Source organism: Rhodococcus sp. AQ5-07 (genome assembly GCF_009707305.1).
GTDB lineage: Bacteria > Actinomycetota > Actinomycetes > Mycobacteriales > Mycobacteriaceae > Rhodococcus_F > Rhodococcus_F erythropolis.
In genome coordinates, this window is the sequence record NZ_CP046099.1 from 4,824,738 (window position 1) to 4,849,622 (window position 24,885).

At 63.4% G+C, this 24,885-nt stretch carries 20 protein-coding genes, 1 tRNA gene and 1 pseudogene; 8 read left to right on the top strand and 14 right to left on the bottom strand.

Annotated features, from left to right (window positions below):
* Positions 1-300 precede the first annotated feature (300 nt).
* Complete coding sequence (locus GJB56_RS22495; RefSeq protein WP_113683384.1) at positions 301-1,644, top strand: MFS transporter; 1,344 nt, start codon at positions 301-303, stop codon at positions 1,642-1,644.
* Here GJB56_RS22495 and GJB56_RS22500 read toward each other — a convergent pair.
* Positions 1,635-3,500: a helix-turn-helix domain-containing protein gene (locus GJB56_RS22500; protein ID WP_113683549.1), complete on the bottom strand. Its 1,866-nt coding sequence runs from the start codon at positions 3,498-3,500 to the stop codon at positions 1,635-1,637. The genes GJB56_RS22495 and GJB56_RS22500 overlap by 10 nt on opposite strands.
* Before the next feature lie 126 nt (positions 3,501-3,626).
* On the opposite strand from GJB56_RS22500, the gene GJB56_RS22505 reads away from it, so the two are divergent.
* Together GJB56_RS22505 and GJB56_RS22510 are read left to right on the top strand one after the other, a co-directional pair.
* Positions 3,627-4,994 (top strand): FAD-binding oxidoreductase, encoded by a 1,368-nt coding sequence (locus tag GJB56_RS22505; protein ID WP_230091048.1) that lies wholly within the window; start codon positions 3,627-3,629, stop codon positions 4,992-4,994.
* 122 nt (positions 4,995-5,116) lie between these two features.
* Positions 5,117-5,965, top strand: coding sequence for a TauD/TfdA family dioxygenase (locus GJB56_RS22510; RefSeq protein WP_113683386.1), 849 nt, complete (start codon positions 5,117-5,119; stop codon positions 5,963-5,965).
* A 6-nt stretch (positions 5,966-5,971) separates the two neighbouring features.
* On the opposite strand, the gene GJB56_RS22515 is transcribed toward GJB56_RS22510, so the two are convergent.
* Together GJB56_RS22515 and crgA are read right to left on the bottom strand one after the other, a co-directional pair.
* Positions 5,972-6,463, bottom strand: a complete 492-nt coding sequence (locus tag GJB56_RS22515; RefSeq protein ID WP_020905623.1) for a PH domain-containing protein — start codon at positions 6,461-6,463, stop codon at positions 5,972-5,974.
* Between the two features lie 107 nt (positions 6,464-6,570).
* On the bottom strand, positions 6,571-6,834 hold the full coding sequence (gene crgA, locus GJB56_RS22520) for a cell division protein CrgA (RefSeq protein WP_113683387.1): 264 nt from the start codon (positions 6,832-6,834) through the stop codon (positions 6,571-6,573).
* A gap of 102 nt (positions 6,835-6,936) precedes the next feature.
* Between crgA and GJB56_RS22525 the strand changes: the two genes are divergently transcribed.
* Complete coding sequence (locus tag GJB56_RS22525; RefSeq protein WP_020967993.1) at positions 6,937-7,650, top strand: DUF881 domain-containing protein; 714 nt, start codon at positions 6,937-6,939, stop codon at positions 7,648-7,650.
* 22 nt (positions 7,651-7,672) lie between these two features.
* Entirely contained in the window at positions 7,673-8,338 is a 666-nt protein-coding gene (locus tag GJB56_RS22530; protein ID WP_003942537.1) for an aminodeoxychorismate/anthranilate synthase component II, read from the top strand.
* A 57-nt stretch (positions 8,339-8,395) separates the two neighbouring features.
* Here GJB56_RS22530 and pknB read toward each other — a convergent pair whose 3' ends face one another.
* From pknB to GJB56_RS22565, 7 genes are all read right to left on the bottom strand, one after another.
* Positions 8,396-10,321, bottom strand: a complete 1,926-nt coding sequence (gene pknB, locus GJB56_RS22535; RefSeq protein ID WP_019746231.1) for a Stk1 family PASTA domain-containing Ser/Thr kinase — start codon at positions 10,319-10,321, stop codon at positions 8,396-8,398.
* Positions 10,318-11,676, bottom strand: a complete 1,359-nt coding sequence (locus GJB56_RS22540; protein ID WP_019746232.1) for a protein kinase domain-containing protein — start codon at positions 11,674-11,676, stop codon at positions 10,318-10,320. The genes pknB and GJB56_RS22540 overlap by 4 nt, the downstream gene beginning before the upstream one ends.
* Before the next feature lie 3 nt (positions 11,677-11,679).
* The gene (locus GJB56_RS22545; protein WP_007735774.1) at positions 11,680-13,146 is read right to left on the bottom strand and encodes a peptidoglycan D,D-transpeptidase FtsI family protein; all 1,467 of its coding nucleotides are present in this window, start codon (positions 13,144-13,146) and stop codon (positions 11,680-11,682) included.
* Positions 13,143-14,594 (bottom strand): FtsW/RodA/SpoVE family cell cycle protein, encoded by a 1,452-nt coding sequence (locus GJB56_RS22550; protein ID WP_113683388.1) that lies wholly within the window; start codon positions 14,592-14,594, stop codon positions 13,143-13,145. Before GJB56_RS22550 ends, GJB56_RS22545 begins: the two co-directional genes overlap by 4 nt.
* Complete coding sequence (locus GJB56_RS22555; RefSeq protein WP_003943416.1) at positions 14,594-16,018, bottom strand: PP2C family protein-serine/threonine phosphatase; 1,425 nt, start codon at positions 16,016-16,018, stop codon at positions 14,594-14,596. Before GJB56_RS22555 ends, GJB56_RS22550 begins: the two co-directional genes overlap by 1 nt.
* Positions 16,015-16,479: an FHA domain-containing protein FhaB/FipA gene (locus tag GJB56_RS22560; RefSeq protein ID WP_003943418.1), complete on the bottom strand. Its 465-nt coding sequence runs from the start codon at positions 16,477-16,479 to the stop codon at positions 16,015-16,017. The genes GJB56_RS22555 and GJB56_RS22560 overlap by 4 nt, the downstream gene beginning before the upstream one ends.
* A gap of 186 nt (positions 16,480-16,665) precedes the next feature.
* The gene (locus GJB56_RS22565; RefSeq protein WP_020905627.1) at positions 16,666-18,084 is read right to left on the bottom strand and encodes a DUF3662 and FHA domain-containing protein; all 1,419 of its coding nucleotides are present in this window, start codon (positions 18,082-18,084) and stop codon (positions 16,666-16,668) included.
* A 254-nt stretch (positions 18,085-18,338) separates the two neighbouring features.
* Between GJB56_RS22565 and GJB56_RS22570 the strand changes: the two genes are divergently transcribed.
* A tRNA-Leu gene (locus GJB56_RS22570) sits at positions 18,339-18,424 on the top strand.
* Between the two features lie 53 nt (positions 18,425-18,477).
* Here the strand turns inward: GJB56_RS22570 and GJB56_RS22575 are convergent.
* The 4 genes from GJB56_RS22575 to GJB56_RS22585 all read right to left on the bottom strand — a co-directional run bounded on the left by GJB56_RS22575 (position 18,478) and on the right by GJB56_RS22585 (position 22,023).
* Positions 18,478-18,819, bottom strand: coding sequence for a hypothetical protein (locus GJB56_RS22575; protein WP_113683389.1), 342 nt, complete (start codon positions 18,817-18,819; stop codon positions 18,478-18,480).
* Positions 18,820-19,388: 569 nt separating this feature from the next.
* Positions 19,389-19,871, bottom strand: coding sequence for an HNH endonuclease family protein (locus tag GJB56_RS22580; protein ID WP_162793426.1), 483 nt, complete (start codon positions 19,869-19,871; stop codon positions 19,389-19,391).
* Positions 19,861-20,796, bottom strand: coding sequence for a DUF262 domain-containing protein (locus GJB56_RS31430; protein ID WP_162793427.1), 936 nt, complete (start codon positions 20,794-20,796; stop codon positions 19,861-19,863). The genes GJB56_RS22580 and GJB56_RS31430 overlap by 11 nt, the downstream gene beginning before the upstream one ends.
* Positions 20,797-20,928: 132 nt before the next feature.
* Complete coding sequence (locus tag GJB56_RS22585; RefSeq protein ID WP_113683391.1) at positions 20,929-22,023, bottom strand: DUF4238 domain-containing protein; 1,095 nt, start codon at positions 22,021-22,023, stop codon at positions 20,929-20,931.
* A gap of 199 nt (positions 22,024-22,222) precedes the next feature.
* On the opposite strand from GJB56_RS22585, the pseudogene GJB56_RS22590 reads away from it, so the two are divergent.
* Positions 22,223-22,793, top strand: a pseudogene (locus tag GJB56_RS22590) (recombinase family protein).
* 727 nt (positions 22,794-23,520) lie between these two features.
* Positions 23,521-24,705 (top strand): DUF726 domain-containing protein, encoded by a 1,185-nt coding sequence (locus tag GJB56_RS22595; protein ID WP_230091049.1) that lies wholly within the window; start codon positions 23,521-23,523, stop codon positions 24,703-24,705.
* Positions 24,706-24,885: the final 180 nt, after the last annotated feature.

Genomic DNA, 24,885 nt, shown 5'->3' on the forward strand with positions numbered 1-24,885 from the left:
TGTCCTTCAAGTCACGCGGTGCGCCCGCACTTGCTCTGGCTATTTCGCCGATAACACTAGCCAGTGACTCGGTGCTCGTAGCGCTAAACCCCCAGCTCAGGCGGGTTTGTCGCCTTCGACTGTTCAGGGACGTTCGTCAGGCTGCTGCGGGTCATTCGCCGGATCGTTGGGAGTAAATGCACATGCAGGGACGGCTTCTGTAGAGATTGTCCACATAGGTTGGGCTCGGTGGTGCTTCTACTGTGGCTTGAGTCACTTCGTAGATTGCAACGCTGACCTTTTCCGAGGAGTACCCCTGCCATGACCTCCACCGATAGCACCACCACTGACGGTGGGGTTGCGCCGAGCGAGATCGAATCTCGCGTGGTGAAGAAGGTAGCGCGCCGGCTGATTCCCTTCCTGATCCTGCTCTATTTCGTGAACTATCTGGATCGTACGAACATCGCCTTCGCGAAGCTCACCATGAGCGCCGACCTCGGGATGACCGAGACCATGTTCGGGCTCGCCTCCGGACTCTTCTTTGTCGGCTATCTGCTGTTCGAGGTGCCGAGCAACCTGGCCCTGCACCGCTTCGGCGCCCGGCTGTGGATCGCGCGCATCATGCTCACCTGGGGCATCCTCGCCGCTGCGCTGGCATTCGTGCCCAACGTGGGCAGCCTCTATTTCCTCCGCATTCTGCTGGGAATCGCCGAGGCCGGCTTCTTCCCCGGAGTTCTTCTCTACCTGACCTTCTGGTTCCCGAAGAAGTACCGCGTACGCCTGATGGGCTTGTTCCTGCTGACACTTCCGCTCTCGTCGGCGCTCGGTGCCCCGCTCTCTGCTGCCATCATCCAGTACGGCGACGGCCTGTTCGGGTTGGCCGGATGGCGCGTGATGTACCTGATCGAGGGTCTGCCCGCCGTGATCTTGGCGTTTGTCGTCTGGTTCTACCTCACCGACCGTCCCGCCGACGCGAAGTGGTTGACCCTCGAGGAGCGCACCTGGCTGATGAAGTCCATGGCCGACGAGGAGAAAGAACTCGGCGACGCCGGTCACCAGTCCGCCGGCAAGACCCTGCGCGATCCCCGCGTCATCGGTTTCGGTCTGGTCTACTTCGGAATCACGTACGGCCTTTACGCTTTGAGCTTCTTCCTGCCCAGCATCGTCGCGGGATTCAAGCAGACGTTCAACACCGATTTCTCGCTCGTCGAGACAGGCATGATCGTGGCCGTCCCCTACGCGATCGGCGCTGTCGCGATGGTGCTGTGGAGCCGCCATTCCGACAAGACCGGTGAACGGATGTGGCACGTTGCAGCCCCGACGCTCCTGGGTGCGGTATCCATTCCGATTGCGCTGTACCTGGATTCACCGTTCACCGTCATGATTGCGGTCTCGCTCACCGCCGTCGGCGTGCTCTGTGCGCTCCCCGTCTTCTGGTACCTGCCCACCACGTTCCTGACGGGTGCCAGCGCGGCCGCGGGTATCGCCATGATCAACTCGATCGGCAATGCGTCGGGCTTCGGTGCTCCGTACATCACCGGCTGGCTCACCGATGTGACCGGAAATGCCAAGGCAGGCCTGTGGGTGGTGGGCGCCGTGATGCTCTGTGCCGCAGTTCTTGTGGTGGCACTGGCCAAGCGATCGAGCAAGCCCGCTCAGATCTGACCGAGTTTCCCCGCACTGGCACGCAGCCGGATCAGGAGCGCAAGATCGAGCGCCTGGTCCGGCTGACGCCACTGGGTGCCGATCAACCGGTCGATCGATTCGAGGCGTTGATACAGAGTGTTGGCGTGAATCGCGAGCGCGGCGGCGGTCGCAGAATGCTTGCAATTGTGTGACAGGTACGACGCGAGGGTGTCCAAGAGCGGAACGCCGCGTCGTTGCTCCTCCTCGAGGAGAGGACCGAGGGACCGCAGCGTCAGCGCTTCGAGTTCTTCGCGGCCGGTGCGGCTGAGGAGAATTCGGTAAATGCCGAGGGAACTTGCCGGTTCCACGTGGGAGGCCCGCCCGAGAGTCTCGAGGACGTCGACGGTGTGTTGTGCCTCGACATAGGCTCGCGCCAGACCTTCCGCTCCCACCGCAGGATCGGCGATTCCCACTGTCGGGTTCTCCGCCGGCTGCACCCACGCCGCCGCAACCTCTACTGGTGACATTCCCGGAATCAGAGCGATGACCCGTGAACCATGCTCGGCAACAACAGTTCCTGACGGTAATGCAATTTCCTCGATACTGCGACGCGTACGGTCTACGGCGTCGGCCGGGCCTGCCACCACGACGGTGTACGAGCGGTCGGGGTTGAGTCCGGCCAGGCGGAACTGACCGGTGACTTCGGCCGGCGTCGGCGCTGGCCTGGTGATCAGATCGACCAGAAATGCGTCGCGTGCTCGGCGAGTGGCTTCCCTGGCCGCCCGTTCGCCTACCAGGGCAAGCGCAATAGCCGGGGCTGACCTTTCGAGTGCCAACCTCATGGCGGCGGTGGGTTCATGACGCGAGAGTAGGAACAGAACTCCGAGTTGGTCACCGGCACTGCGTACTTCGGTGGCGAACAGGAACTGCTCACCGACGATGAGCGTCACCTCCTGCTCGCGTCTGTCAGCGGCAAAGATGTCGAAGACCCGATGCACGCTCTCGCTCACCCGTTGCAGTCCCGGTGGGATCTCCGACGTTCCGGTCACGAAAAACACCGGTGAACCCGTCGACGCGGAGGTTTCTTCCACGAGTTCGCGAACACCGCCGCCGCGCAGGACAACTTGTGTGAGCGATCGGTCCCAGGTCAGGGTCTGTTCGAGAAGTGCTGTGCGCTCGGCAAGTTCGGTGTTCGCTGCATTCACTTCTGCAACCGTCGCGCGATAGCGTTCGAGAGAGCGGGCATTCTCGATGGCTACCGAGGCATGAGCTGCGAGGGCGGACAGCAACGCAACTTCCTCGTTGCCGAATCGACGCTCCTGACGCTTGCACGCGCAGAGGGCACCCAGGATCTTGCCGTTCAAAGTCAGCGGAACGGCCAACAGGCCGCGCATGTTCTCGGCTCGTGCTGCGTCGTCGGCGGGCCCGATGTGTGCAAACGAGGGATCGTTGCGGTAATCGGGAGACCAAGCAGGAGAGGAGTTCTCGACCACGCGACCGATGAGGCCTTCTCGGAACGGAACCGTCAGGCCGAGCAGTTGCGACGTATACGCCCCGCTCGTGACTTCGATGATCAAGATGTCGTCGTGAATGAGAGCAAGGTACGAAAGGTCTACGCCGAGTAGCCGTTTGGCCTGATCCACGATCTCCTGCAGAAGGGCGTGGTGATCGTGCATCGTGGTCAGCAGTGACGCGATGTCGTTGAGCGCGCCCAGTTCGGTGGCACGTTGTCGGCGCTGAGCCAGGAGACTTCGCAGTTGGAGTGCGGATCGGGCTTCTCGCTCGATCTCGGCTGCGACCTCGGGGCCTGACCCGGCGGCCAACTGATCGCGGTGTTCGATCAGTTCCTCGGTGGATGCCTCGGCCAGGAGAAGCTGTAGCCAGTTCTCGTGCATCCGCACTCCCTTGTCAGGCCAACTTGTCAGGCCAACGATGAGTATGGAGAGAATGTCCATACGGTTTCCGGTTTCTCGGAGTAAATCTACATGGGGTGGTGTAGCCGCCGTCACTATCGTGGAGGCATGACACTCCTCGAGGCGCTCGGCTCGCAGATCGATGCGGATCGACTGATCACCGACCCCGACATCATGGCGAGCTACATCCACGACGACGCCGAGTGGGCTCCCTACGAGATGCCCGTCGCCGTGGTCCGCCCGCGTACAGCCGAGCAGGTACAGACAGTTGTGCAGGCGTGCATCGCCCACGGTGCGCCCGTCGTCACGCGCGGCGCAGGCACCGGTCTGTCGGGTGGAGCCAACGCAGTCGCCGGCGGCGTCGTGATCGCCTTCGACGCGATGAACGCCATCAAGGAGATCAACACCCTCGAGCGTTTGGCCGTGGTCGAACCCGGAGTGGTCAACGATCACCTCCGCGACGCGTGCGCCGAGCACGGCCTCTGGTATCCGCCCGATCCGGCGAGCGCACCCTGGTCGACGATCGGCGGCAACGTCGCGACCAATGCCGGGGGCCTGTGTTGCGTCAAGTACGGCGTCACCAAGGACTACGTGCTGGGCATGCAGGTGGTTACCGGAACCGGTGAGCTGGTTCGGCTCGGGCGTCGAACTGCCAAGGGAGTGGCTGGGTTTGATCTCTCGGCACTCATGGTCGGCTCCGAAGGCACTCTCGGGGTGATCACCGAGGTGACGGTCAAGCTTCGTCCTCAGCGCGATCCCGAGCGCACCATCGTCGGATACTTCGACTCCATCGTTGCTGCGGGCAAGGCCGTCGAGGCCGTCGCCGCAGACGGGCTCACGCCGTCTGCCCTCGAGCTGATCGATCGACAGTGTCTGCTTGCCGTCGACGCCTGGAAGTACATGGGCCTCTCGGCCGACGCCGAGGTGGTCCTGCTCGGCCGCATCGACACACCTGGTGAGATCGGCGACGCCGAAGCCGAGCGAATGTTGGCCTGTTTCAACCGTTCCGGGGCAACCTGGAGCGCCAGATCCACCGACCAGGAGGAAGCCGACGCCCTGTTCTCCGCCCGGCGTCTGGCGTACCCCGCCCTCGAGCGGCTCGGCCCGGTGCTCACCGAGGACATCTGTGTCCCCAAGGCAGCGGTCCCGGAGATGTTGGCACGGATCGAGGCCATTTCGGCCCGTCACGACACTCACATCGCGAACATCGCGCACGCGGGTGACGGCAACCTGCATCCGCTGCTGATCACGCCACACGACGACGAAGCGGCGCGGAGGTGTGCTCAGGCAGCTTTTGCCGAGATCATCGACAATGCCCTCGAGTTGGGCGGAACCGTCACCGGTGAACACGGCGTCGGCCTACTGAAGATGGGTGGCCTGGCACAGGAACTGTCACCGGCCGTCGTCGCGATGCATCATGCAATCAAGGGCGCACTCGACCCTCACGGAATCATGAACCCCGGCAAGGTGATTTGAAAGGCCGGGTGATCTGAAGGCTGGCTCCGTAACCGAATCGGTTTCCGGGGTTACGCCGTCGAAATGACGAGTTCCTACGCTCGAGTTGAACCGTTTGACGAACTCGACGTATGGAGTGATGAATGTTCTCTTCCGATTTGACGCTGGCAAGTGTTGTTCCGCGGCGCGTGGACACGGTCGAGGCCGTCCGGGCGGCAATCGCGCTGGACGGCGCCGCGGTCTTCGGTGGGCTGCACACCGAGGATGACGCCATTGCGTTCGCGTCGAAGTTGCTCGGTGAGAAGTGCATTCGCGTCGGCCGCCAGTTCGAGGCGAGCGCCAGAAGTCAGGATGCCGAAGCCGCTGTCGTCGACACCCAACCGGTGGACGAACGCGGGCGCAAGCGCTCGTTCGGTATCTCCGGCGAGCGGATGACCGCCCACAACGACGGTTTTGCTTTCGGCGATTACGCTCCCGATTACCTGTTTCTGTGGTGCAAGCGCCCGGCGTACCCGAGTGGGGGCGACTCGTTTCTCATCGACGCGGTCAAACTGACGCGATTGCTCGCCTTCGATCCATCAACAGCGGAGCTGGCCGAATTCTGTTGGAGCACAGACATCGACCATTCGGAACCGAACTTCCCGCAGAACACATTTGCGCCGATCGCCCGGACGGTGCCGAGTGGACGCAACCAGGTTCGCTATCACCCGTACCTCGCGCCGATCGCCGGCGAATCGGAAGAAGCGCAGTGGCCGCTGGTGAAGCAGTGGAGTGAGGCCGTGATTCACGTGCGCGACAGCGGGCCGATGTTCCGTGCCGAAGCCGGCGAGATGATCTGCATCGACAACTACCGGGTGCTTCACGGCCGCGACGGGTACACCGACCCCGGCCGCGAGCTGTACTCGATCTGGGGATGGTCGAGCGACGCCGTCGCGGTGCCGCAGCAGGCACTCGACATCGTGCAGCCGGACCTCGCGGCACTGGCCATGTAACCCGGCTTACTTCTCGGGCGGTACCAAACCGTGGACGGTAAGCACGTCCAGGACGTCCTCCGGCGTCGTACCGAGATCCCAGCGTCCGAAGATCAACAGCTTCTCCGTGTCGGTGGGCCGGTCGACGATGTCGATCTCGAGCATCGGCACGCGTCGACCCAGTCGCGGGTAGCGGACGAGACGCACGCGGTCGATCTGTTCGCGGGTGAACGTGTGGCGGGCGCGCAATCGCTGCACCGCGATCGACTTGGTTCCTGCGTTGTCGATCACCGCCAGGCGGGGGCGCTGACGCAGGGCGAGGCCGCCCATCACGAACAGCCCGATCACCGCGAGGGCGAGCAGGAAGCGTCCGGCAGGCTCCGTGGGCGCGATTATCGAGGCGATCGCGAGGGCAATTCCGCCGCCGAACATCGCGTAGACAACACCCATCGGAGTGGCCCACGAGACGACCTCGGTGGCGTTGTCACGAGGCTGTGGATGAAATTCATCCTCGAGCATGTGGATAACTTCCTAGGTTGTCCACAGGAGTTATCCACAATGGGGATGAATGACACCCATGTAATTGAGAGACGGTCACGATCCGAGCCGAATCAGATAATCGCTGGTCAGCGCCATCTCATGGTCATCACAAGGCCCACAACCATGAAGCCGAAGCCGACGAGGAAGTTATAGTTTCCCAAGTCGTTCATCCACGTGATCGAATCCGCGGCCAAGTAGTACACAATCAACCACGCCAGGCCGAGAAGCATGAATCCGAGCATCACGGAGACGTACAGCGCGCTCGACGGACCCATCTTCACCTTCACCGGAGTGCGGTTTGCTGGGTTGACTGTGTAGTCGTTCTTCTTACGGACCTTCGACTTGGGCATGGCGTCCTCGCTCTACGGTGTGACCTGCATGTGTTACCTACACGCTAACGTAGCTGTGTCCAGTTGGTCACCGGCCGACCTGCACAATCCGGGAGGAGCCACGTGTCTTCGGGTGAATCATCACGAACTGTCTGGCACATCGGTGTACTTGCCGTCTGCCTGGTAGCCGGTCTGATGGTTGCCACGGCGCAGAGATCCGCCGAGGAAAACCAGCTTCAGGTCACCGAAAGCACCAGGCTCTCCGATCTGGTCCGCAGCGCCCAGGCCAATGCCGAAAAAGTTTCGGCCGACCGGGACGAACTTGCCGCTCAGCTCGATTCGTTGCAGGAAGACGCCGCTCGGTCCGACGCCGGCGTGGCCGCCGCTCTCGGTGACATCAAGAACATCTCCGCCGACGCGGGACTGACGGAGATGACCGGCCCCGGCGTCGTGGTCACCATGACGGACGCCCCGCGCAACGCCGACGGCAAGTATCCGGTCGACGCCACCCCGGACGACCTCGTCGTGCATCAGCAGGACGTCCAGAGCGTGCTGAACGCACTGTGGGCCGGCGGGGCCGAAGCGGTGGGCATGCAGGACCAACGGATCATCAGTACGTCGGCGCCGCGGTGCATCGGAAACACCCTCCTTCTTCACGGCCGTACCTACAGCCCGCCGTACGTGATGAGCGCGATCGGCGATGTTGCGCGCCTCGAGGCGGCACTCGCTGCCGAACCGGGCATTCGGATCTACAAGCAGTACGCGACCCGCTTCGGCCTCGGGTACACGCAGGCGACGCCGTCGCAGATCACGGTCCCCGCCTATACCGGCGGATAGCACGGGCGTTTACCCTGCTCTCATGAGGATTCTCGTCGTCGACAACTACGACAGCTTTGTGTTCAACCTGGTGCAGTACCTCGGCCAGCTCGGAACCGAAGCCGTGGTCTGGCGCAACGACGATCCACAACTGACGGCAGACCTCGAGGGTGCAGTAGCGCAGTTCGACGGCATTCTCCTGAGCCCTGGCCCCGGAACTCCGCAGCGCGCGGGAGCGACGATGGATCTGGTGAAGGTCTGCGCCGACACCAAGACCCCGCTGCTCGGCGTCTGCCTCGGACATCAGGCGATCGGTGCGGCTTTCGGCGGAACCGTCGACCGCGCGCCCGAACTGCTTCACGGCAAGACGAGCTTGGTTCATCATAAGGACGTCGGCGTCCTGGCCGGGCTGCCCGATCCGTTCACCGCTACCCGCTACCACTCGCTGACGGTTCTCGAGGACACCATTCCCGAGGAACTCGAGGTGACCGCACACACGGAGAGCGGCGTCGTGATGGCGATGCGTCACCGCGAACTGCCGATTCACGGCGTCCAGTTCCACCCCGAGTCCGTTCTCACCCAGGGTGGGCACCGGATGCTCGCGAACTGGCTCGCAGTCTGCGGTGAGGCGCCCCCGGAAGGGCTCGTCGCAGCCCTCGAGGCCGAGGTCGCGTCGGCGCTCGGTGGCGCATTGCCCGCAATTCTCTGACACCTGTCCACAAAAAAGTGCCTCCCGGAAATCTCCGGGAGGCACTTTTTCACTTTGCTAGCGGCCGGGGATTCCGAGCGCTCCGACGCTGACGGTGATGACTGCGTCCTTGGAGATCTCCGAGCCCGGGGGCTGGGTCTGCGAGACGATCTTGCCCACCATTTCCGGGGTGAGCGTCGTGCTCTGGTTCTGCACCAGCTGCGATGCAGTTCCCGCCCAGCCGGCTGCGCGAAGCGTGGTCAACGCCTCGGACACCGTCTTGTTGGTCAGATCAGGCATCGCGACCTGGTTGCCGTTGGACACCCGCAGCGTCACGGTCGAACCCTTGGTGGCCGACGTGCCGCCGGTCGGGTCGGTCGAAACGACCTGTCCCTTCGGCAGTCCCGAATCGATCTCCGTGATCTGGACGACGAACCCGGCACCTTCGATGTTGGGCCTCGCCACCTCTTCACGCTGACCGGTCACATCCGGGACACGAACCTGCTCCGGACCGGTGCCGACGGTGATCGAGACCGCGGAATCGAGAACAACCGACACTCCGACGGCCGGATCCTGATTGACGATCTTGTCGACCTCGGCAATGGTCGACGCGGCCTTGCCGATGGTCGGATCAAGTCGGAGTCCAACGGAGTTGAGCTTCTTCTCGGCGTCGTCCTGGCTCAGGCCCGTCAGGCGAGGGATCGCGACCTGCTCGGGGCCGGTGGACACGTCGATGGTGACGGTGCTGCCCTTCTCGATGCGCACCCCGGCAACCGGACGCGTCGTGATGACGTTTCCCGCAGCGATCACCTTGTCCGTCTTCTGCTGACGCTCCACTTGGAATCCGGCGTTGGTCAGCGTCGCCTCGGCGACATCAGCGGGCTGGTTGGTGAGGTCACCCGGAACGGTCACCATCTCGACCTTCGGCGAGTTCACCCGAATGAGGAAGAACGTCACCAGTCCGATCACCAGAAGCGCCGCGATGCCCATCAGGGCGTAGCGTCCGCCCTTCTTCTTGGCAGGCGGCTCGGCGGCGCGAGTTGTCCGCGCAGGAACCGGCTCGACCGGATCGGGAGCAGTGCGGTAGTTCCCGGTGTCGGAGCCGACGGCGCCGAGGATGGTGGTGCGGTCCTCGTCGTTCATCACCATCGGCGCACTCGGACGCTGACCGCCCAGAACGCGTACCAAGTCGCTGCGCATGTCGCCGGCGCTCTGGTAGCGGTTGGCCGGGTTCTTGCTCATCGCCTTGAGAATGATCGAATCCAGCTCGCGCGGAATGTCGGGATTGATCTCCGACGGCGTCTGCGGATCTTCACGAACATGCTGGTACGCCACGGCGACCGGTGAATCACCCTTGAACGGCGGCTCGCCCGTCAGAATCTCGAACAGCACGCAACCGAGTGAGTAGACGTCCGAACGTGCGTCCACCTGCTCACCTCGCGCCTGCTCCGGCGAGAGGTACTGAGCGGTGCCGATCACGGCGGCCGTCTGCGTCATCGGGCTCGACGCGTCGGAAATGGCACGGGCGATACCGAAGTCCATCACCTTCACGGCGCCGGCACGGTTGATCATGATGTTGGCGGGCTTGACGTCGCGGTGCACGATGCCGTTGCGGTGGCTGAAGTCCAAAGCGGCGCACACGTCCGCGATCACTTCCATCGCCTTGCGCGGAGTCATCGGCCCGGTGCTGCGCACGATGTCACGCAACGTGTCGCCGTCGACGTACTCCATGACGATGTACGGCAGCGGCCCGGCGTCGGTCTCGGCTTCACCGGTGTCGTAGACGGCCACGATCGCCGGATGGTTCAGCGCGGCAGCGTTCTGCGCCTCACGACGGAACCGCAAGTAAAACGTGGGATCGCGCGCGAGGTCTGCACGCAGCACCTTGATCGCGACGTCGCGGCTGAGTCGGAGGTCGCGCGCCAGGTGAACCTCGGACATTCCGCCGAAGCCGAGAATCTCACCCAGCTCGTAGCGGGAGGAGAGATTGCGGGGTGTCGTCATTGGTCTTGTCCTAGCGGTTCTTCAGCGTCTCCGGGATCCGCCAACGGCTCAGTGGTCGTTGTGGTCGTCGTTGTCGTCGTGGTGGTGGTTGTGGTCGTCGGAGTTGTTGTTGTCGTGGTCGGCGTTGTCGTGGTGGTTGTCGGCTCGGTTGTGGTTGTCGTCGGCCGAGTCGTCGTTGTTGTCGGCTCGGTGGTCGTCGTCGTCGGCCGAGTCGTCGTCGTGGTGGGCTTGGTCGTCGTGGTGGTCGGCAACGTCGTGGACGTGACGACGGGCGGCGTCGGGTCGCTCGGACCGTCGGTCGCGATCCAGACTCCGCCGATGATCAACGCCAACAAGATCAATCCGCCGCCGGCCCATGCCACGGCCTTCTGCCCACTGGTCATTCCGCCGGCTGCCGCGTCGTCCGCAACAGCTGCGCCCGTCACCGGGCCCGCGTACGTCGGCGGCATGACCTGCGTGGCACCCGTAGCCGGCAACGCGCTCGCGGCACCGGTGGCGAGCAGACCGGGCGGCGGTGGACGCCTCCCTGCCCGAACGGCTGCAACGGCGTCGGCGAACTCACCGCCACTGGCGTAACGGCCGGCCGGATCCTTGGTCAACGTGATGTCGATGAGCTCGCGGATGTTCGGCGGCAGGTCGGCCGGCATCGGCGCCGGGGTTTCCTGCACGTGCTTCATCGCGACGGTGAGCGCGCCGTCACCGGTGAACGGGCGTCGACCCGAAAGTGCTTCGTATCCGACGATTCCCAGCGAGTACACGTCACTCGCCGCGGTCGCGTCCTGACCGAGAGCCTGCTCGGGCGCGATGTACTGGGCGGTGCCCATCACCATTCCCGTACGCGTGACGGGCGAGTTCTCGACGGCCTTGGCGATGCCGAAGTCCGTGATCTTCACCTGGCCCGTCGGCGTGATGAGGATGTTGCCCGGCTTCACGTCGCGGTGCACGACACCGGCGTCGTGTGCGACCTGCAGGGCGCGGCCGGTCTGCTCGAGCATGTCGAGGGCATGCGGAACCGCCAGGCGGCCGACGCGTGCCAGGACGGCGTTGAGCGGCTCACCGTTGACGAGTTCCATCACCAGGTACGCCGTGGAATCGCCCGAGCTGTCACGGGTCTCGCCGTAGTCGTAGATTCCGGCGATACCGGGATGGTTGAGCTGTGCGGTGGTGCGGGCCTCGAAGCGGAAGCGCTCCAAGAACTCCGGATCGGAAGAGAACTCGGACTTGAGTACCTTGACGGCGACGCGACGGTTGAGCCGGGAGTCGGTGGCTTCCCACACCTGACCCATCCCACCGGTGGCGATGAGACGGATCAATCGGTAACGATCGGCGATCAAAGCGCCGTTGTTCAACGCCACGGTTCAGCCCCCTTGGATTCCGGCTGCGATGACTGCACGACCGATCGGCGCAGCAACCGAGCCACCGGTAGCGGCAAGTCCGCGGTCACCACCGTTCTCGACGATGACGGCCACGGCGACCGTCGGATTCTGCGCCGGTGCAAAAGCGATGTACCAGGCGTGCGGCGGAGTTTCCCGCGGGTTCACGCCGTGCTCGGCGGTACCGGTCTTGGACGCGATCTGAACGCCGGGGATCTTGCCGTCGCCGCCGGTGAAGTTCTCCGAGCCGATCATCAGATCAGTCAGCGTTGCGGCCACTGCCGGCGAGATCGCCTGACCCATCGACACCGGTGACGGCGTACTGAGATCGGTCAGATCCGGTGCCTGCAACTGGGAGATCAGGTTGGGCTGCATCCGCACACCGCCGTTGGCGACGGTCGCGGCGATCACTGCATTCTCGAGCGGGGTCACCGCGACGTCGCGCTGGCCAATGCTGGTCTGGCCGAGAGCCGCGTCGTCGGAGATGTCGCCGACGGTGCTGTCCGCAACCGGCAGCGGGATCGCCGGAGTGTTGGGCCCGATGCCGAAAGCGCTGGCCTCGTCCTTGATGGCGTCCGCGCCGTCCTTGATGCCCAGTTCGACGAAAGCCGTGTTGCACGAGCGCGCAAACGCGTCGCGCAACGACGCCGTCGGGTTGGGGCCGCAGGTGCTGCCGTTGTAGTTCTCGAGGGTCGTGCTGGTGCCGGGCAGCGTGATCTGCGGAGCCGCGGTCAGCTGGTCGTCCGGCGTCGCACCGTTGCCAAGAGCTGCGGCCGTGGTGAGCACCTTGAACGTCGAGCCAGGAGGGTAGGTCTGCGAAATAGCGCGGTTGACCAACGGATCGTTGGGATCGGCATTGAGCTCGTCCCACGCCTTGGTGGTCTCGGCACCGTCGTGGCTGGCAAGCAGGTTCGGGTCGTAGCTCGGAGTGCTGACCATCGTCAGGATGCGTCCGGTGCTCGGCTCGATGGCGACGACGGAACCGGTGTAACCCTTGCTGGTCAGCTGGTCGTACGCCACCTGCTGCATCGCCGGATTGAGCGTCGTGACGACGTTGCCGCCGCGCGGATCGCGTCCGGACACCAGGTCGAAGAAGCGCTGACTGAACAGCCGGTTGTCCGAGCCGTTGAGAATCGGGTCCTCGGTGCGCTCGAGGCCGGCGCTGCCGTACTGCATCGAGTAAAAGCCCGTGACCGGTGCGTACGGGTACGGATTCGGATACTCGCGCAGGTACTTGTACCGGTCGTCTGTGGCGCGGGAGGCGGCAAGCACCTGACCGGAAGCCGAGATCTGACCTCGCTGGCGTGAGTACTCGTCGAGCAGCACCCGCGAGTTGCGCGGGTCGGCTCGCAGGTCGTCAGCTTTGATGACCTGTACGTACGTGGCGTTGGCGAGGAGCGCGACGACCATCACCATGACGGCCATCGCGACGCGGCGCAGTGGAGTGTTCATACGCGCGGCATCATCTCGGTATTGGCGTCAGCGATTGGGGGCGGACCTTTCTTCTTCGTCACTACCGGCGCACGTGCCGCGTCCGAGATCCGGACGAGGATGGCCAGCAGTAGGTAGTTCGCGAGCAGCGACGAGCCGCCGTACGACATGAACGGTGTTGTCAGACCCGTCAGCGGGATCAGTTTGGTGACGCCGCCGACGACGACAAAGATCTGGATCGCGATGGTGAACGACAGACCGGCGGCCAGCAGTTTGCCGAAGCTGTCGCGCACTGCCAACGCCGTACGCAGGCCGCGCACGATGAGAAGCAGGAACAGCATCAGCACAGCGGCCAGGCCGATCAGGCCGAGCTCTTCGCCGATGGTCGCGATGATGAAGTCCGTCTTCGCGAACGGCACCTGGTTGGGGCGGCCGCTGCCCAGACCCGTTCCGGCGATACCACCGGTGGCCAGGCCGAAGAGCGATTGCGAGATCTGATACCCGGTGTTGGCGTAGTCGCCGAGCGGGTCCAGCCAGGTGTCGACGCGAACGCGCACGTGTCCGAACATCTTGTAGGCGAAGAAGAATCCGATGGCGAGCAGTCCGCCGCCGATCACCAGCCAGCCCACACGCTCGGTCGCGATGTAGAGCATCACCAGCACGGTGCTGAAGAGCAGCAGCGACGTACCGAGGTCGGTTTCGAAGACGAGCACGCCCACCGAGACGATCCAGGCGAGCAGGATCGGGCCGAGGTCGCGGGCACGCGGAAAGTCCATGCCCAGGAAGTGTTTACCGGCCGAGGTGAACAGGTCGCGCTTCGCGACGAGCACTGACGCGAAGAAGATGATGAGCAGGATCTTCGCGAACTCGCCTGGCTGAATGCTGAATCCGGGCAGGCGAATCCAGATTTTTGCGCCGTTCACGCTCGAGAACTTCGCCGGCAGGATCGCAGGAATCGCCAGGAACACCAGACCTGCGAGGCCGAGCGTGTAGCTGAACCGCGCCATCAGGCGGTAGTCCTTCAAGAACACGAGCAGCAGCACGAAACCGGTGATCGCCAGTGCAGTCCACATGACCTGCTGGTTCGCATCCGGTGACGGTGCCTCCATGCCGTTGTAGAGCGCTGTCTGTTCGTCGGCGAGGTCGAGTCGGTGGATGAGCACCAACCCCAGGCCGTTGAGCAGGGCGACGATCGGCAGCAGCAGCGGATCGGCGTACGGCGCATACCGCCGAATTGCCAAGTGCGCGATCAGGAACAGGCCCGTGTACGCGAGCGCGTACTTGGCCAGATCGAGAGTGATCTTCTGTTCCTGGCTCGCCTCGACGAGCAGAAGCGAGACCGTCGTGATGATGACGGCAAAGCCCAGGAGCAGAAGCTCCATGTTTCGACGGGTCGACTGGACCGGCGCCGGGGCAAAACCTCCGGGCGGACTCGGAAAAGCCGTCCCCGCAGCTGCGTTGGACGACATCAGTTGACCGTCCTGCAAGTCTGACCGGGAATGTCGGTCGGCGTAGGCGTAGTCGTGGGTGCTGCCGTCGTCGGCGTGGCCGGCTCAGCGGGCGGCGCAGGAGCCGGAGTGGTCTCCGGTGCAGGCGGGGGAGTGGGCGCGGCCGTCGTCGTCGGAACCGGCTCGCAACGAGGCAGCAGATCGCCGCCGATGAGTCGGATCATCTGGCTCTGCGCATCTTCACGCTTGCCGGACGGCAGCCCGGCGCGCACCTGCTCCTGCGCCGACGGCTGCAGATCGGTGACCTCGAGGATGTTGCAGTTGCTGGGAATCGCGTCGGGGGAGACGAGGGTCAGGACGTCGTCGTCGCCGACGCAGCCCACCAGATCCGCGTCTTGCAGCGAGTAGCCGAGCACCGAACCGGGGATTCCGCGCAGCACCGTCACGCGGCCGTTGTCTTCGCCGACGTAGTAGTTGTTGCGGATGACGGCGCGGCCGATCACGGCGCCGACGCCGACCAGAGCGATCAGCACTACGGCGAGGACCACCCACCACAACCGGTTCCGCTTTTTCTTCGGTTCCGGTTCGGGTTGGGAGACAACTCGCTTGGGCGTCGCGCGCGGCGGACGCATGGCAGCGGCGCGGCCGGCAGCGGTGTTGGGGGGAGGGGCGTCCTCTTCCTCTTCCGTCGACGCGGCGCCCGCGACGATGGGATGCGACTGGCCGTAGTCGAGGTCGATGACATCGGCGACGACGACGGTGACGTTGTCGGGACCGCCGCTGCGCAGCGCCAATTCGATGAGACGGTCGGCGCACTGCTCCTGCGAGCCCTCGCGCATCGTGTTCTCGATGGTCTCGTCGCTGACCACGTCGGAGAGGCCATCGGAGCAGAGCAGGTAACGATCGCCGGCACGGGCTTCGCGCACGGTGAGCGTCGGCTCGATCTCGTTGCCGGTCAACGCCCGCATGATCAGGGATCGCTGCGGGTGCGTGTGTGCCTGTTCGGCGGTGATCCGGCCCTCGTCGACCAACGACTGAACGAACGTGTCGTCGCGGGTGATCTGCGTCAGGTGGTCGTCGCGCAGCAGGTAGGCGCGCGAGTCGCCGATGTGCACGAGGCCGAGCTTGCTGCCGGAGAAGAGGATCGCGGTGAGCGTGGTGCCCATGCCGTCGAGTTCGGGTTCTTCCTCGACGTGATCGGCGATGGAATCGTTGCCCTCGCGGGTGGCTGCCTCGAGCTTGCCGAGCAGATCCTCGCCGGGCTCGTCGTCGTCGAGATGCGCCAGAGCGGCAATCATCAACTGCGACGCGACCTCACCGGCCGCGTGTCCGCCCATGCCGTCGGCCAAGGCCAGCAGGCGTGCACCGGCGTAGACGGAATCTTCGTTGTTGGAGCGCACGAGACCGCGGTCGCTGCGCGCCGCGTAGCGGAGAACAAGGGTCACGGGCGTAGCTCGATTACCGTCTTGCCGACGCGAACCGGGGTGCCCAGCGGGACGCGCACCGCAGTGGTGACCTTGGCGCGGTCCAGATAGGTGCCGTTGGTCGAACCGAGATCCTCGACGTACCAATCGGCGCCGCGCTGCGAGAGCCGCGCATGGCGCGTCGACGCGTAATCGTCGGTGAGAACGAGCGTCGAATCATCGGCGCGACCGATCATCACCGGCTGAGAGCCCAGGGTGATGCGGGTGCCGGCGAGGGCGCCCTGCGTGACCACCAGGTACCGAGGCACCTTCGCCTTGCCCAGCGAGGGCAGGACCTTTCCGGCGCGGGTGTACCGCGGCGGAACCCTGACCCCGGAGCCGGCATAGATGTCGGAGCGGAGAGTGCGGAGGACTGCCCAGACGAACAGCCACAGTAGGAGCAGGAAGCCCGCCCGTGTGAGTTGCAGAATCAGGCCCTGCACGGCTGTCCACCTCCTTCTATGGCTCGAGCCCCGCCGCAGCGGGGTTCGAGCATTGTCGACTGGCAGCATCATAGGGGGCTCTGGGCCCCGAAGATCACGATACTGACAGCCGCGTGACGGCGGCGCGCCGACGGACCGCCGAATGTTCGATTGTTATCGGAAAAATCCTGGCGTCCGTTTCTCAGCTCAGAGAATGCGAACCAGAATCTCCGAGTGACCTGCACGAATGATGTCGCCGTCTGCCAGCTGCCAGTCCTGGACCGGTGCTCCGTTGACGGTGGTGCCGTTCGTGGATCCCAAATCGGACAGCATCGCGGTGCGGCCGTCCCAACGGATGTCGATGTGGCGACGTGAGACGCCGGTGTCCGGGAGGCGGAACTGAGCTTCCTGGCCGCGGCCGATGACATTGCTGCCGTCGCGAAGCTGGAAGTGGCGTCCGCTGCCGTCCTCGAGCTGCAGGGTTGCCGTCAGGCTCTGGGCCGTCGGTGCGTAACCGCCCTGCGGCTGGGCGTAGCCCTGCTGCGGGTAGGCCTGCGTCTGCTCGAAGTTGCCGCCCTGCTCGTAGCCGGCCTGCTCGTACGGCTGCTGTGTGTACGCCTGCTGGTCGTAGCCGCCCTGCTGGTAGCTCTGCTGGTCGTAGCCCGGCTGATCGTAGGACTGTCCGTTGTACGGCTGCTGGTAACCCTGCTGGTCGTAGCCGCCCTGCTGGTAGCCCTGCTGGTCGTACCCACCCTGGTACGCCTGCTGGCCGTAGCCCTGCTGGTCGTACGGCTGCTGCTGGTAACCCTGCTGGTCGTAACCGCCGCCCTGCTGGTCATAGCCCTGCTGGTCGTAACCGGCCTGCTCGTACGGCTGCTGCTGGTTCGGGTACGCCTGCTGGTCGTAGCCACCCTGCTGCTGGTTGTAGCCCTGCTGGTCGTCGCCCGTGCGGTAACCGTCGCCGCGGTCGTAACCGTTCTGGTACGGCGCTTCCTGGCCCTGCGGAGCGGCGTAACCGCCGTCGTCGTGGGAGTACCCGTTCCGTGCCGGCTGCTGCGGTTCGGGCTGGCGACCCGCCGGTTCGCGGCTTGGTTCGTAGCCTGAGTTCTGCGTCATGGGGCCGGCTCCTGGTTGTGACGGGACTGGATTGGAAACAGGGGGAACAATCGGTGCGGGTCGCTGAGGCGGCCGTTGTGGAGGCCGCGACGAAACCTGCGGAACATGCGACGGCGGCGATGCCTGCTCGGCGTCACCATCCGGGTCGACGGTTCCGCGGGTGCGGAACTGACCGGTGTGGAGCGTAGGCGAAGGCTCGAAAGTGACCGAGATGTCGCCGTACGTCTGCCAACCCTGATCGCGGATGAAATCCTGCAGGTGTCGGCTGAAAGCCTTTGTCGTCAGTTCGCGATCTGCTGCCAACTCTTCGTGATCGGAGTTGTTGATGGTGATCACGTAGTTGTTGGGGGCGAGAAGGATTCCGCCGCCGAGGTGCTCGACGCGGTCACGTGCCTCCTGCTGGAGCGCCGCCTCTACTTCCTGCGGCACAACACCACCACCGAAGACCCGCGCGAATGCGTCGCCGACAGCTCCTTGGAGCTTTCGTTCGAAACGCTGCACGATGCCCATCGGGCCCTCCTCTCGCCTCGCATCTACGACGGCAAAATGCTCGGCAAGTAGCGCCGGCACCGCCTTGTCGCGTGTCGTCCAAACTGCTGTACAGGTTCCACGGTACTGTCAAATGTCGCTTCGGCAGTACCTGGCCGCTGTTTCAGCATGGTATCGGTTCTGGGCTTTCGGGTGCTCGGTGTTCATCGATTCGTGCCCTGAGCTGCACGAATAGAACTTTCAAAGTTTGTCGTGATAATGTTTCGGCGTTGCTCGGGCGAGTGGCGGAATGGCAGACGCGCTGGCTTCAGGTGCCAGTGTCCTTCGGGACGTGGGGGTTCAAGTCCCCCTTCGCCCACCACAAGACGAGGCCACGAACTCACAAGAGTTGGTGGCCTCGTTTTTTGTTGTCGGCTATCTGGCCGCAGCCTGAATGAAGCTCAGAACGAAGTCCAATGCGGTGCCTGCAAACGAGTCGTTGACTGTTTGAGGGGCCGCGGCGGGCGCAGTGATCTGAGGGTTCATCATCCCTGGCGGCAGTGTGCCGGGTGGGAGATTGATGATGGCGTTGATGTCGTAGATGGTGTTGTCGGGACCGTTGGTCACCGAGAACGAGATACTGCCGAAGTCGGCCACCGGACTGTCGGCCGATGCAGTACCCACTGCGCTGCCGAAAGTGATTGCGGCAGCGAACGCGCCGACACCGAGGGCCGCGGTGGTCCGGGACAAACGATTAGGTGTGTCGAGTCCATTCACAGATGTGTACCCTTTCGTGGTGACAGCATCCCTGCACGGGACGCCAAGCAGCCAGGAGATTGCAACCACTATCGAGGAAGATAACGGACATTCACCCCATGGCGGGGTGGTTCGCACGAAGTGTTCCGCGCTTATAGAGCTATCGGACGGGGTTGTCGACGGAGCGCCGGTGCAGGCTTTCACAATGATGTGTTTTGTAGTCACCGCTTTGATCGTGGTTTGCCTACCGTGTGCGGCGGCTGTGAAGGGTATGGCACCAGCGGCATTTTGAGGAACCAGTTGGCGAGGTCAATGAGGACCGCCTCGGCCGACGGCCGGATCTGTGGTCCCACCCACCAGTGCAGGGGTTCGCCTGATGTCCCATTGTCGTACAACTGTTTTCGAGGGCGGGGGCTCGCATTGCTGAACTTCCGGGTCCGATAACCGTCCCTTATGTCAGGCAGCCCGCTGCGCGGGGATCGGCGTCTGCCGATCCCCGATCCGGATACTTCACGAGCTCAATCACCCCTGCCACGATGCTTGACAGCCGCCCTCATCCCGGCGCAAGGCGTTGTACCAACCGCTTGACGCTACGCCGTCGGAGAACTATCGACGTGCACGGATAAGCCTGTCGGCCATGCCTTGTCCGGGCGGACCCATACCTGACAGATCCGCTTCGTCAATTCCATCGAACGCGATCGAATGTCCTGGTCGGTCCACCGATTGCCATACTCGTCGATGATCTGCGTGTTCACGCGCAGAACGCTGAACTTGCTGAGCAGTGATCGCTTGCCACGGCCGGCCTCTTTGCCTGTGGGCGCGGATACCGCCGCCTCTTCATCAGTCCAGGGGCGATGCGACAACGAACCGTTGAGCTTCTGGGTGACCAGCGTCAGGTTGCCGAGCGTGTTGACCAAACGATCGCGATCGGCGGCAACGCCCTCGTCGAGGCCGGTGTCCCAGTGGGTGTGCCACTTCTGTGGCATCACATGCTCGATCTGCAACGTGTGTCCGATACTGACGTCCTCGTTGTACTCGGTGCGAAGGTGGTGCTCGACGCCTTCAAGCACCACTCGAAGGCGTCCCTGCCGGATTGCCGTACATCCGCAGGTTCGGGACTTCAGCGACCATCTCCTCGTCGGTCGGCCAACGTCGGGCTTCGGACTTCTGGACGGCGAGGAATCCGGCAACGATGCTGCCGATAGTGTCGGTGGAGCTCTCGTCGAGCATCCCGAGGATCGACACCATCGTCTTGTTGACGTCCTTCATGTTGCGCCGCAGCAATGTCCGGCGGATCACCCAACTCTCGAGCGCCGACAGCGCCTGCTGCACTTGCGCATCGGGCACGTTGTGGTTGTCGGAGATGATCCACATCAACAGCGGCATCGTGGCCGCCATCTCGAACTCTTGGACCACACGCTGGTGGAACCGCCCCACCTCGGTGTCGGCTGGGTTATCGGCCATCGACCTGAACTTTTCGGCGTCGCGCAGGAGCGCGGCGAGGAACCCTTCGGCCGCAGCGGGTGCCGACATACGGTCTGCCGCGTACTCGGTGAACGTGCGGAACACGTCGTCGGTGAGGACCTCGTCGCGGGTGCGCATGGTCAGCCAGTACTGCAGGAACGTGTCGATACGCGAGCGCATATGCCGGCCCTGGGAGGTCTCCTCCCGCCACCAGTCATCGTCGAAGTCGTTCCAGAACTGATCCGGCCAGGTATCAGTCTCTGCGCGAATCTTCTCGCGCTGCTGGAAGATCCAGTTCTTGATCAGGTCAGCCTTGAGCAGTGGTGCGCCTCGATCGTTGAGCGTCTCGAAGATCAGCTGATCGTCGTCATGACCGGACAAGTTGATGGCCACCACACACAGTCGTGATTGCACAGCACAGCCGTTGCGGCGGGCTGCGTCGATCCACCGTTGCAGGATGCGGACTTCGGCGACGAAGTTCTTCTGTTTGCGGTAAACGATCGCGGCTTGTTCGGTGTACCAGGGTGCCGGCATCCCGCCCCCGAGGGTTCCCGGCCGTTCGGTGACGTCGACGCATTCGAGCAGCAGCTCAAATCGATCTCCCTAAAACTGTTGACGGAGGGCATAGGAGCCGTGCGACAACCGATTCACGTACCCGACGCGCATTTACCCGCTGTACCAGCGCGGGACAGGCCAGGCCGGCGCGGATTCGACATCAGCCCACCGACTACGCGGGCTGGCCGCACGTAATAGCAATTGCAAAGCAGCTTCGGTATCCAGTCTTTTCACCGTCTCATCGTCGAGTTCAATCTGAGGAGGCCGTGGCGGAACCGCGATGTGCGCTGCTATACCGTCACCAGGGCGTTCGAACGTAGTCTTGGCTGCAGCCCCTACCAATTCAGTATTGACGCTGTGCGTTTCCGAGTTGGCGAGCCGGTAGGGTCCACGATGCCGAAGACCAGGCCTGAGCATCACCAGGACGCAATATGGGTTAACCGGATAGAGCACTACAGCGCTCATCAAAGCACCTACAGAATATTTCCTGGTCAGCGGTGGTCCAGACACAAAAATGACCGGGTCATCGCATGTGATGACGGGAGAAGCGGTGCGGAATAACGCCCATTCGCGTTGATAGAGAGAATCGGCGACAACGTTGCGGACATCCTTAATCATCAGATCCAGGACTTCCTGTTTCGGATCAGCGTGCCGATTCCGCATGGACTGCTCGATCTCGGCAATGCTCAACCGCGGGTTCATCTTTCTCAGAAACATCCGCTTCGCCGCATCCGGGCCGTTGACCAATAGAAGGGAGCGTTGACGATTGCTGGGAGTCCGAGTGACCTGAAGTCCGAGGAATACCGACAAATCTCGCTTCAACGCGTCATCCGACACTAACCCAGAGCCCCATGCCTCCAGCTCGTCCAGTCGAAGTGCACAGTCAGCCTCGATGCGGCCGAGATGGGTCTCGAGCCACTTGAGCGGTAGGTCCATCGCACTGCCGGCAGGAGGGAGACTGTAGAAGTTATTCTGGTACGCAACTTCTTTCGGAGGCTGCGGCCGATGAACCTGCTGTGTATCGACCTGTGTGGGCTGTACCTTCCCGTCCAGCGCCCATCTACGCAAATACATCTGCGGCACGTAGTGATGTTTCCGGCCCTTCTCATTCACGGCCAATTGCTGTGACTCCGCGACGAATTTCTCTGACAGCCATTCGTGCTCGAAACTCATCATCTCGATCAGCTTCATCAGATCAGGAACCATGAGGCGGAGCGTACGTGCCGGGTCCGACGCTGCCTCTATTGTCACTCCAGCGGAGCGTTCCAAAACCTTGGAATTGAGACACCCGCTCGCTCGTGCGCGGGGATCGGATGTTGGACCAGCTCACTGCGTCTCACAAGTACGTACTAAAACCAACGTCTCACCGTTGTTCAATTCGCCAACTTGTGAGACTGTCCGGATTATGAGCACAGTGACCCGCACCGGACACCTCGTCGGTTACGCCCGCGTCAGCACCGGACACCAGACCCTCAACGGACAACACGACGCATTCAAGGCCGCCGGCGTGGACCGCATCTTCGGCGACATCATGTCCGGCACTCACAAGGATCGTCCCGGTCTCGCTGCTGCTCTCGACTACGTCCGCGAAGGCGACACCCTCCTCGTGCCAGCCCTCGATCGACTGGGCCGCTCCCTTGTCGACACGATCAACACCCTCGACGCACCCCGCAAGCGTGGCATCTACGTCCGCGCCCTCCGGGAAGGCATCGATACCTCGACGTCCGCCGGCCGCATGGTCGCCGGCGTGCTCGCGTCGCTCGCAGAACTCGAGCGAGAGTTGATCCATGAACGCGCAGCTGTTGCTCGCGAGGCGGCGAAGGCGCGTGGTAAGCAGACCGGCCGACCGAAGGCGCTCACGAGCGAACAGGCGGGGGTGGCTCGGTCGCATGCGCGAGACCGGAGAGTCCGTTGCGACGATCACCAAAATGCTCGGCATCTCCCGAGCAATGTTCTATCGCGTAATGTCCGACTAATCGGTGCCCGTTACCCGGGAGCGAGGAGCAAATCCGCCCGATCCGGCGCTAAGGAGTGACCGCACATAGTGTCATGCTATGTGCGGCAACGTCTGAACCGTCTTGACTCGATGCGCCTTTCAGGTGGGGCGACTCGGGAAACTATATGCGGTAGTAGTCCGATGGTGTCCACCGTGGCAGCGTGCTCGGCGAGCAAAGCTGCCGGATCGCGTTGAACACATTTTATGAAAACCGCTTTCAAGCTGATCGAAGAAAATTTAAGGAAGGCAAAGTAGTGGCAAGGTCCGCTGAAGTCGTATTTCGTTCACTCGGCAACACAGAGTTCGAATGCGAGGTTCGCAGCCCGGGAGGGCTGACGATGCGCTGCAACGGTGCGCTCGGCGATCTGGAGCCTCGCGTTCTCGGTGACGACGCGTTGGGCACCAACCCTGCCCTAGTCCACAACGCATGGGCATTCGCCAAGCACGATCATTTAGACCGCACGCTACCGGAGGGTGCCGAGCGGAAAAGTCATCGTGAGCAGGCGAGTGCGCACCGTAAGACTGCGGCTGGCATCGCCGAACTGATCGACAAATTAGGTACCGTGTCGAAGAATTCCTGGTGCTCAGCATGTTTCACCCGAAGCGACCACCGCTGCTTGACGCAAGGATTCGGCACGATGCCGGCGTACCTATGCGAATCGTGCGGATCGCCGACACTGGGATGCGCAGGTCCCGGGTGCACGAACATGGCCACGCGAGGTTTCGCAGCTGTGCTGGTGCCGCGGTACTGCGCCGAGCACAGGCATGAGATCCCCGGGTTCGAAAAGGCATCGGCAAGCTTCGGGGCGCTGGAGGACTACCACGAATTCCTCGATTTCGAACGTCGCAACCTCGCACTAGGCTCACGTGTAGCAGCGATTTCCGTTCTCTCCGCGGGCGCCCTTGCGTCCGGCGCATTATTCGCTGCTCCGGCGATTGGCGGTGCAATAGGTAGCCTGAGCATCGCAGGGGGTGGCTACACGGGGGCCGCAGCGAGCAGTTACGGGTTGGCCTTGCTTGGTGGTGGCTCGATCGCTGCGGGTGGGCTGGGCATGGCTGGCGGGACAGCAGTCGTCGCAGCTGTCGGTGGAGCCCTCGGCGGCGCATTGGGCAGTTCCGTGACAACGGCTTACATCGGTGCTGACAAGTCGTTCTCGATCGAACTGATCAAGGCGGGGTCCGGCACAGCCGTGATCGTCGCGAATGGACTGTTCAGCGAGGGAGCGGACACACGCAAGGACTGGAAGGATTTTGTCGCACGACGCTACCCGGATTCGCCGATCTATCGAGTTCACTGGGGGAGCAATGATCTCGGAGACTTAGTGGCAATGGCCAAGGCGCTGGGTGGACAACCTGCAGCCGCGCTCGGAGTCAAGGGGCTGGCTGCAAAGGCGGGAAGGGCGGGCGCGAAGAAGCTGGGACCGTTGGCACCCGCGCTGGTGATAGCAGCCGTTGCCAAAAACCCTTGGCACACTGCAAAAGTCAAGGCAGACCGGACGGGCGTGGCTCTGGCAGGACTATTGGCGAGAACCGATGCAAAACGTTACGTGCTTGTCGGGCATAGCCTTGGTGCCCGCGTTGCAGCCACAGCAGCCCAGACCCTTGCGACGGCGAGGAGCGGACCGAAGATCGACACGGTCCATTTGCTAGGCGCTGCAGTCGGGTCGGGTGGTGACTGGCGACTTCTCAACAAAGCAGTCACCGGCGCCGTGCACAACTACCACTCATCGAACGATGGTGTGCTCAAGTACGCCTATAAGACCGCCCAAGCCGGACAAACGGCGGTCGGATTCGTTGGTTTCCGCACCGACTACCACCGAATCCACGACCACGACGTCTCCGCTATTGTCGCTGGTCATTCAAAGTATCTCGAAAACGTGCAGCTCAACTGATAGAGCTTCTCTGTCGGAGATATCCTATCGAACGGAGAAGAATTCGAAACACTATTCCCTGAATCGCGGGGGTCGAGGAGCAGATCCGCCGAATCCGGCGCTAAGAGGCAGCGAGTGCGTGGCCTTGAGCGACCGAGCGATCCGGCCCGGCAGCGTCGGTCGCCCGCGTACCGCTCAGCG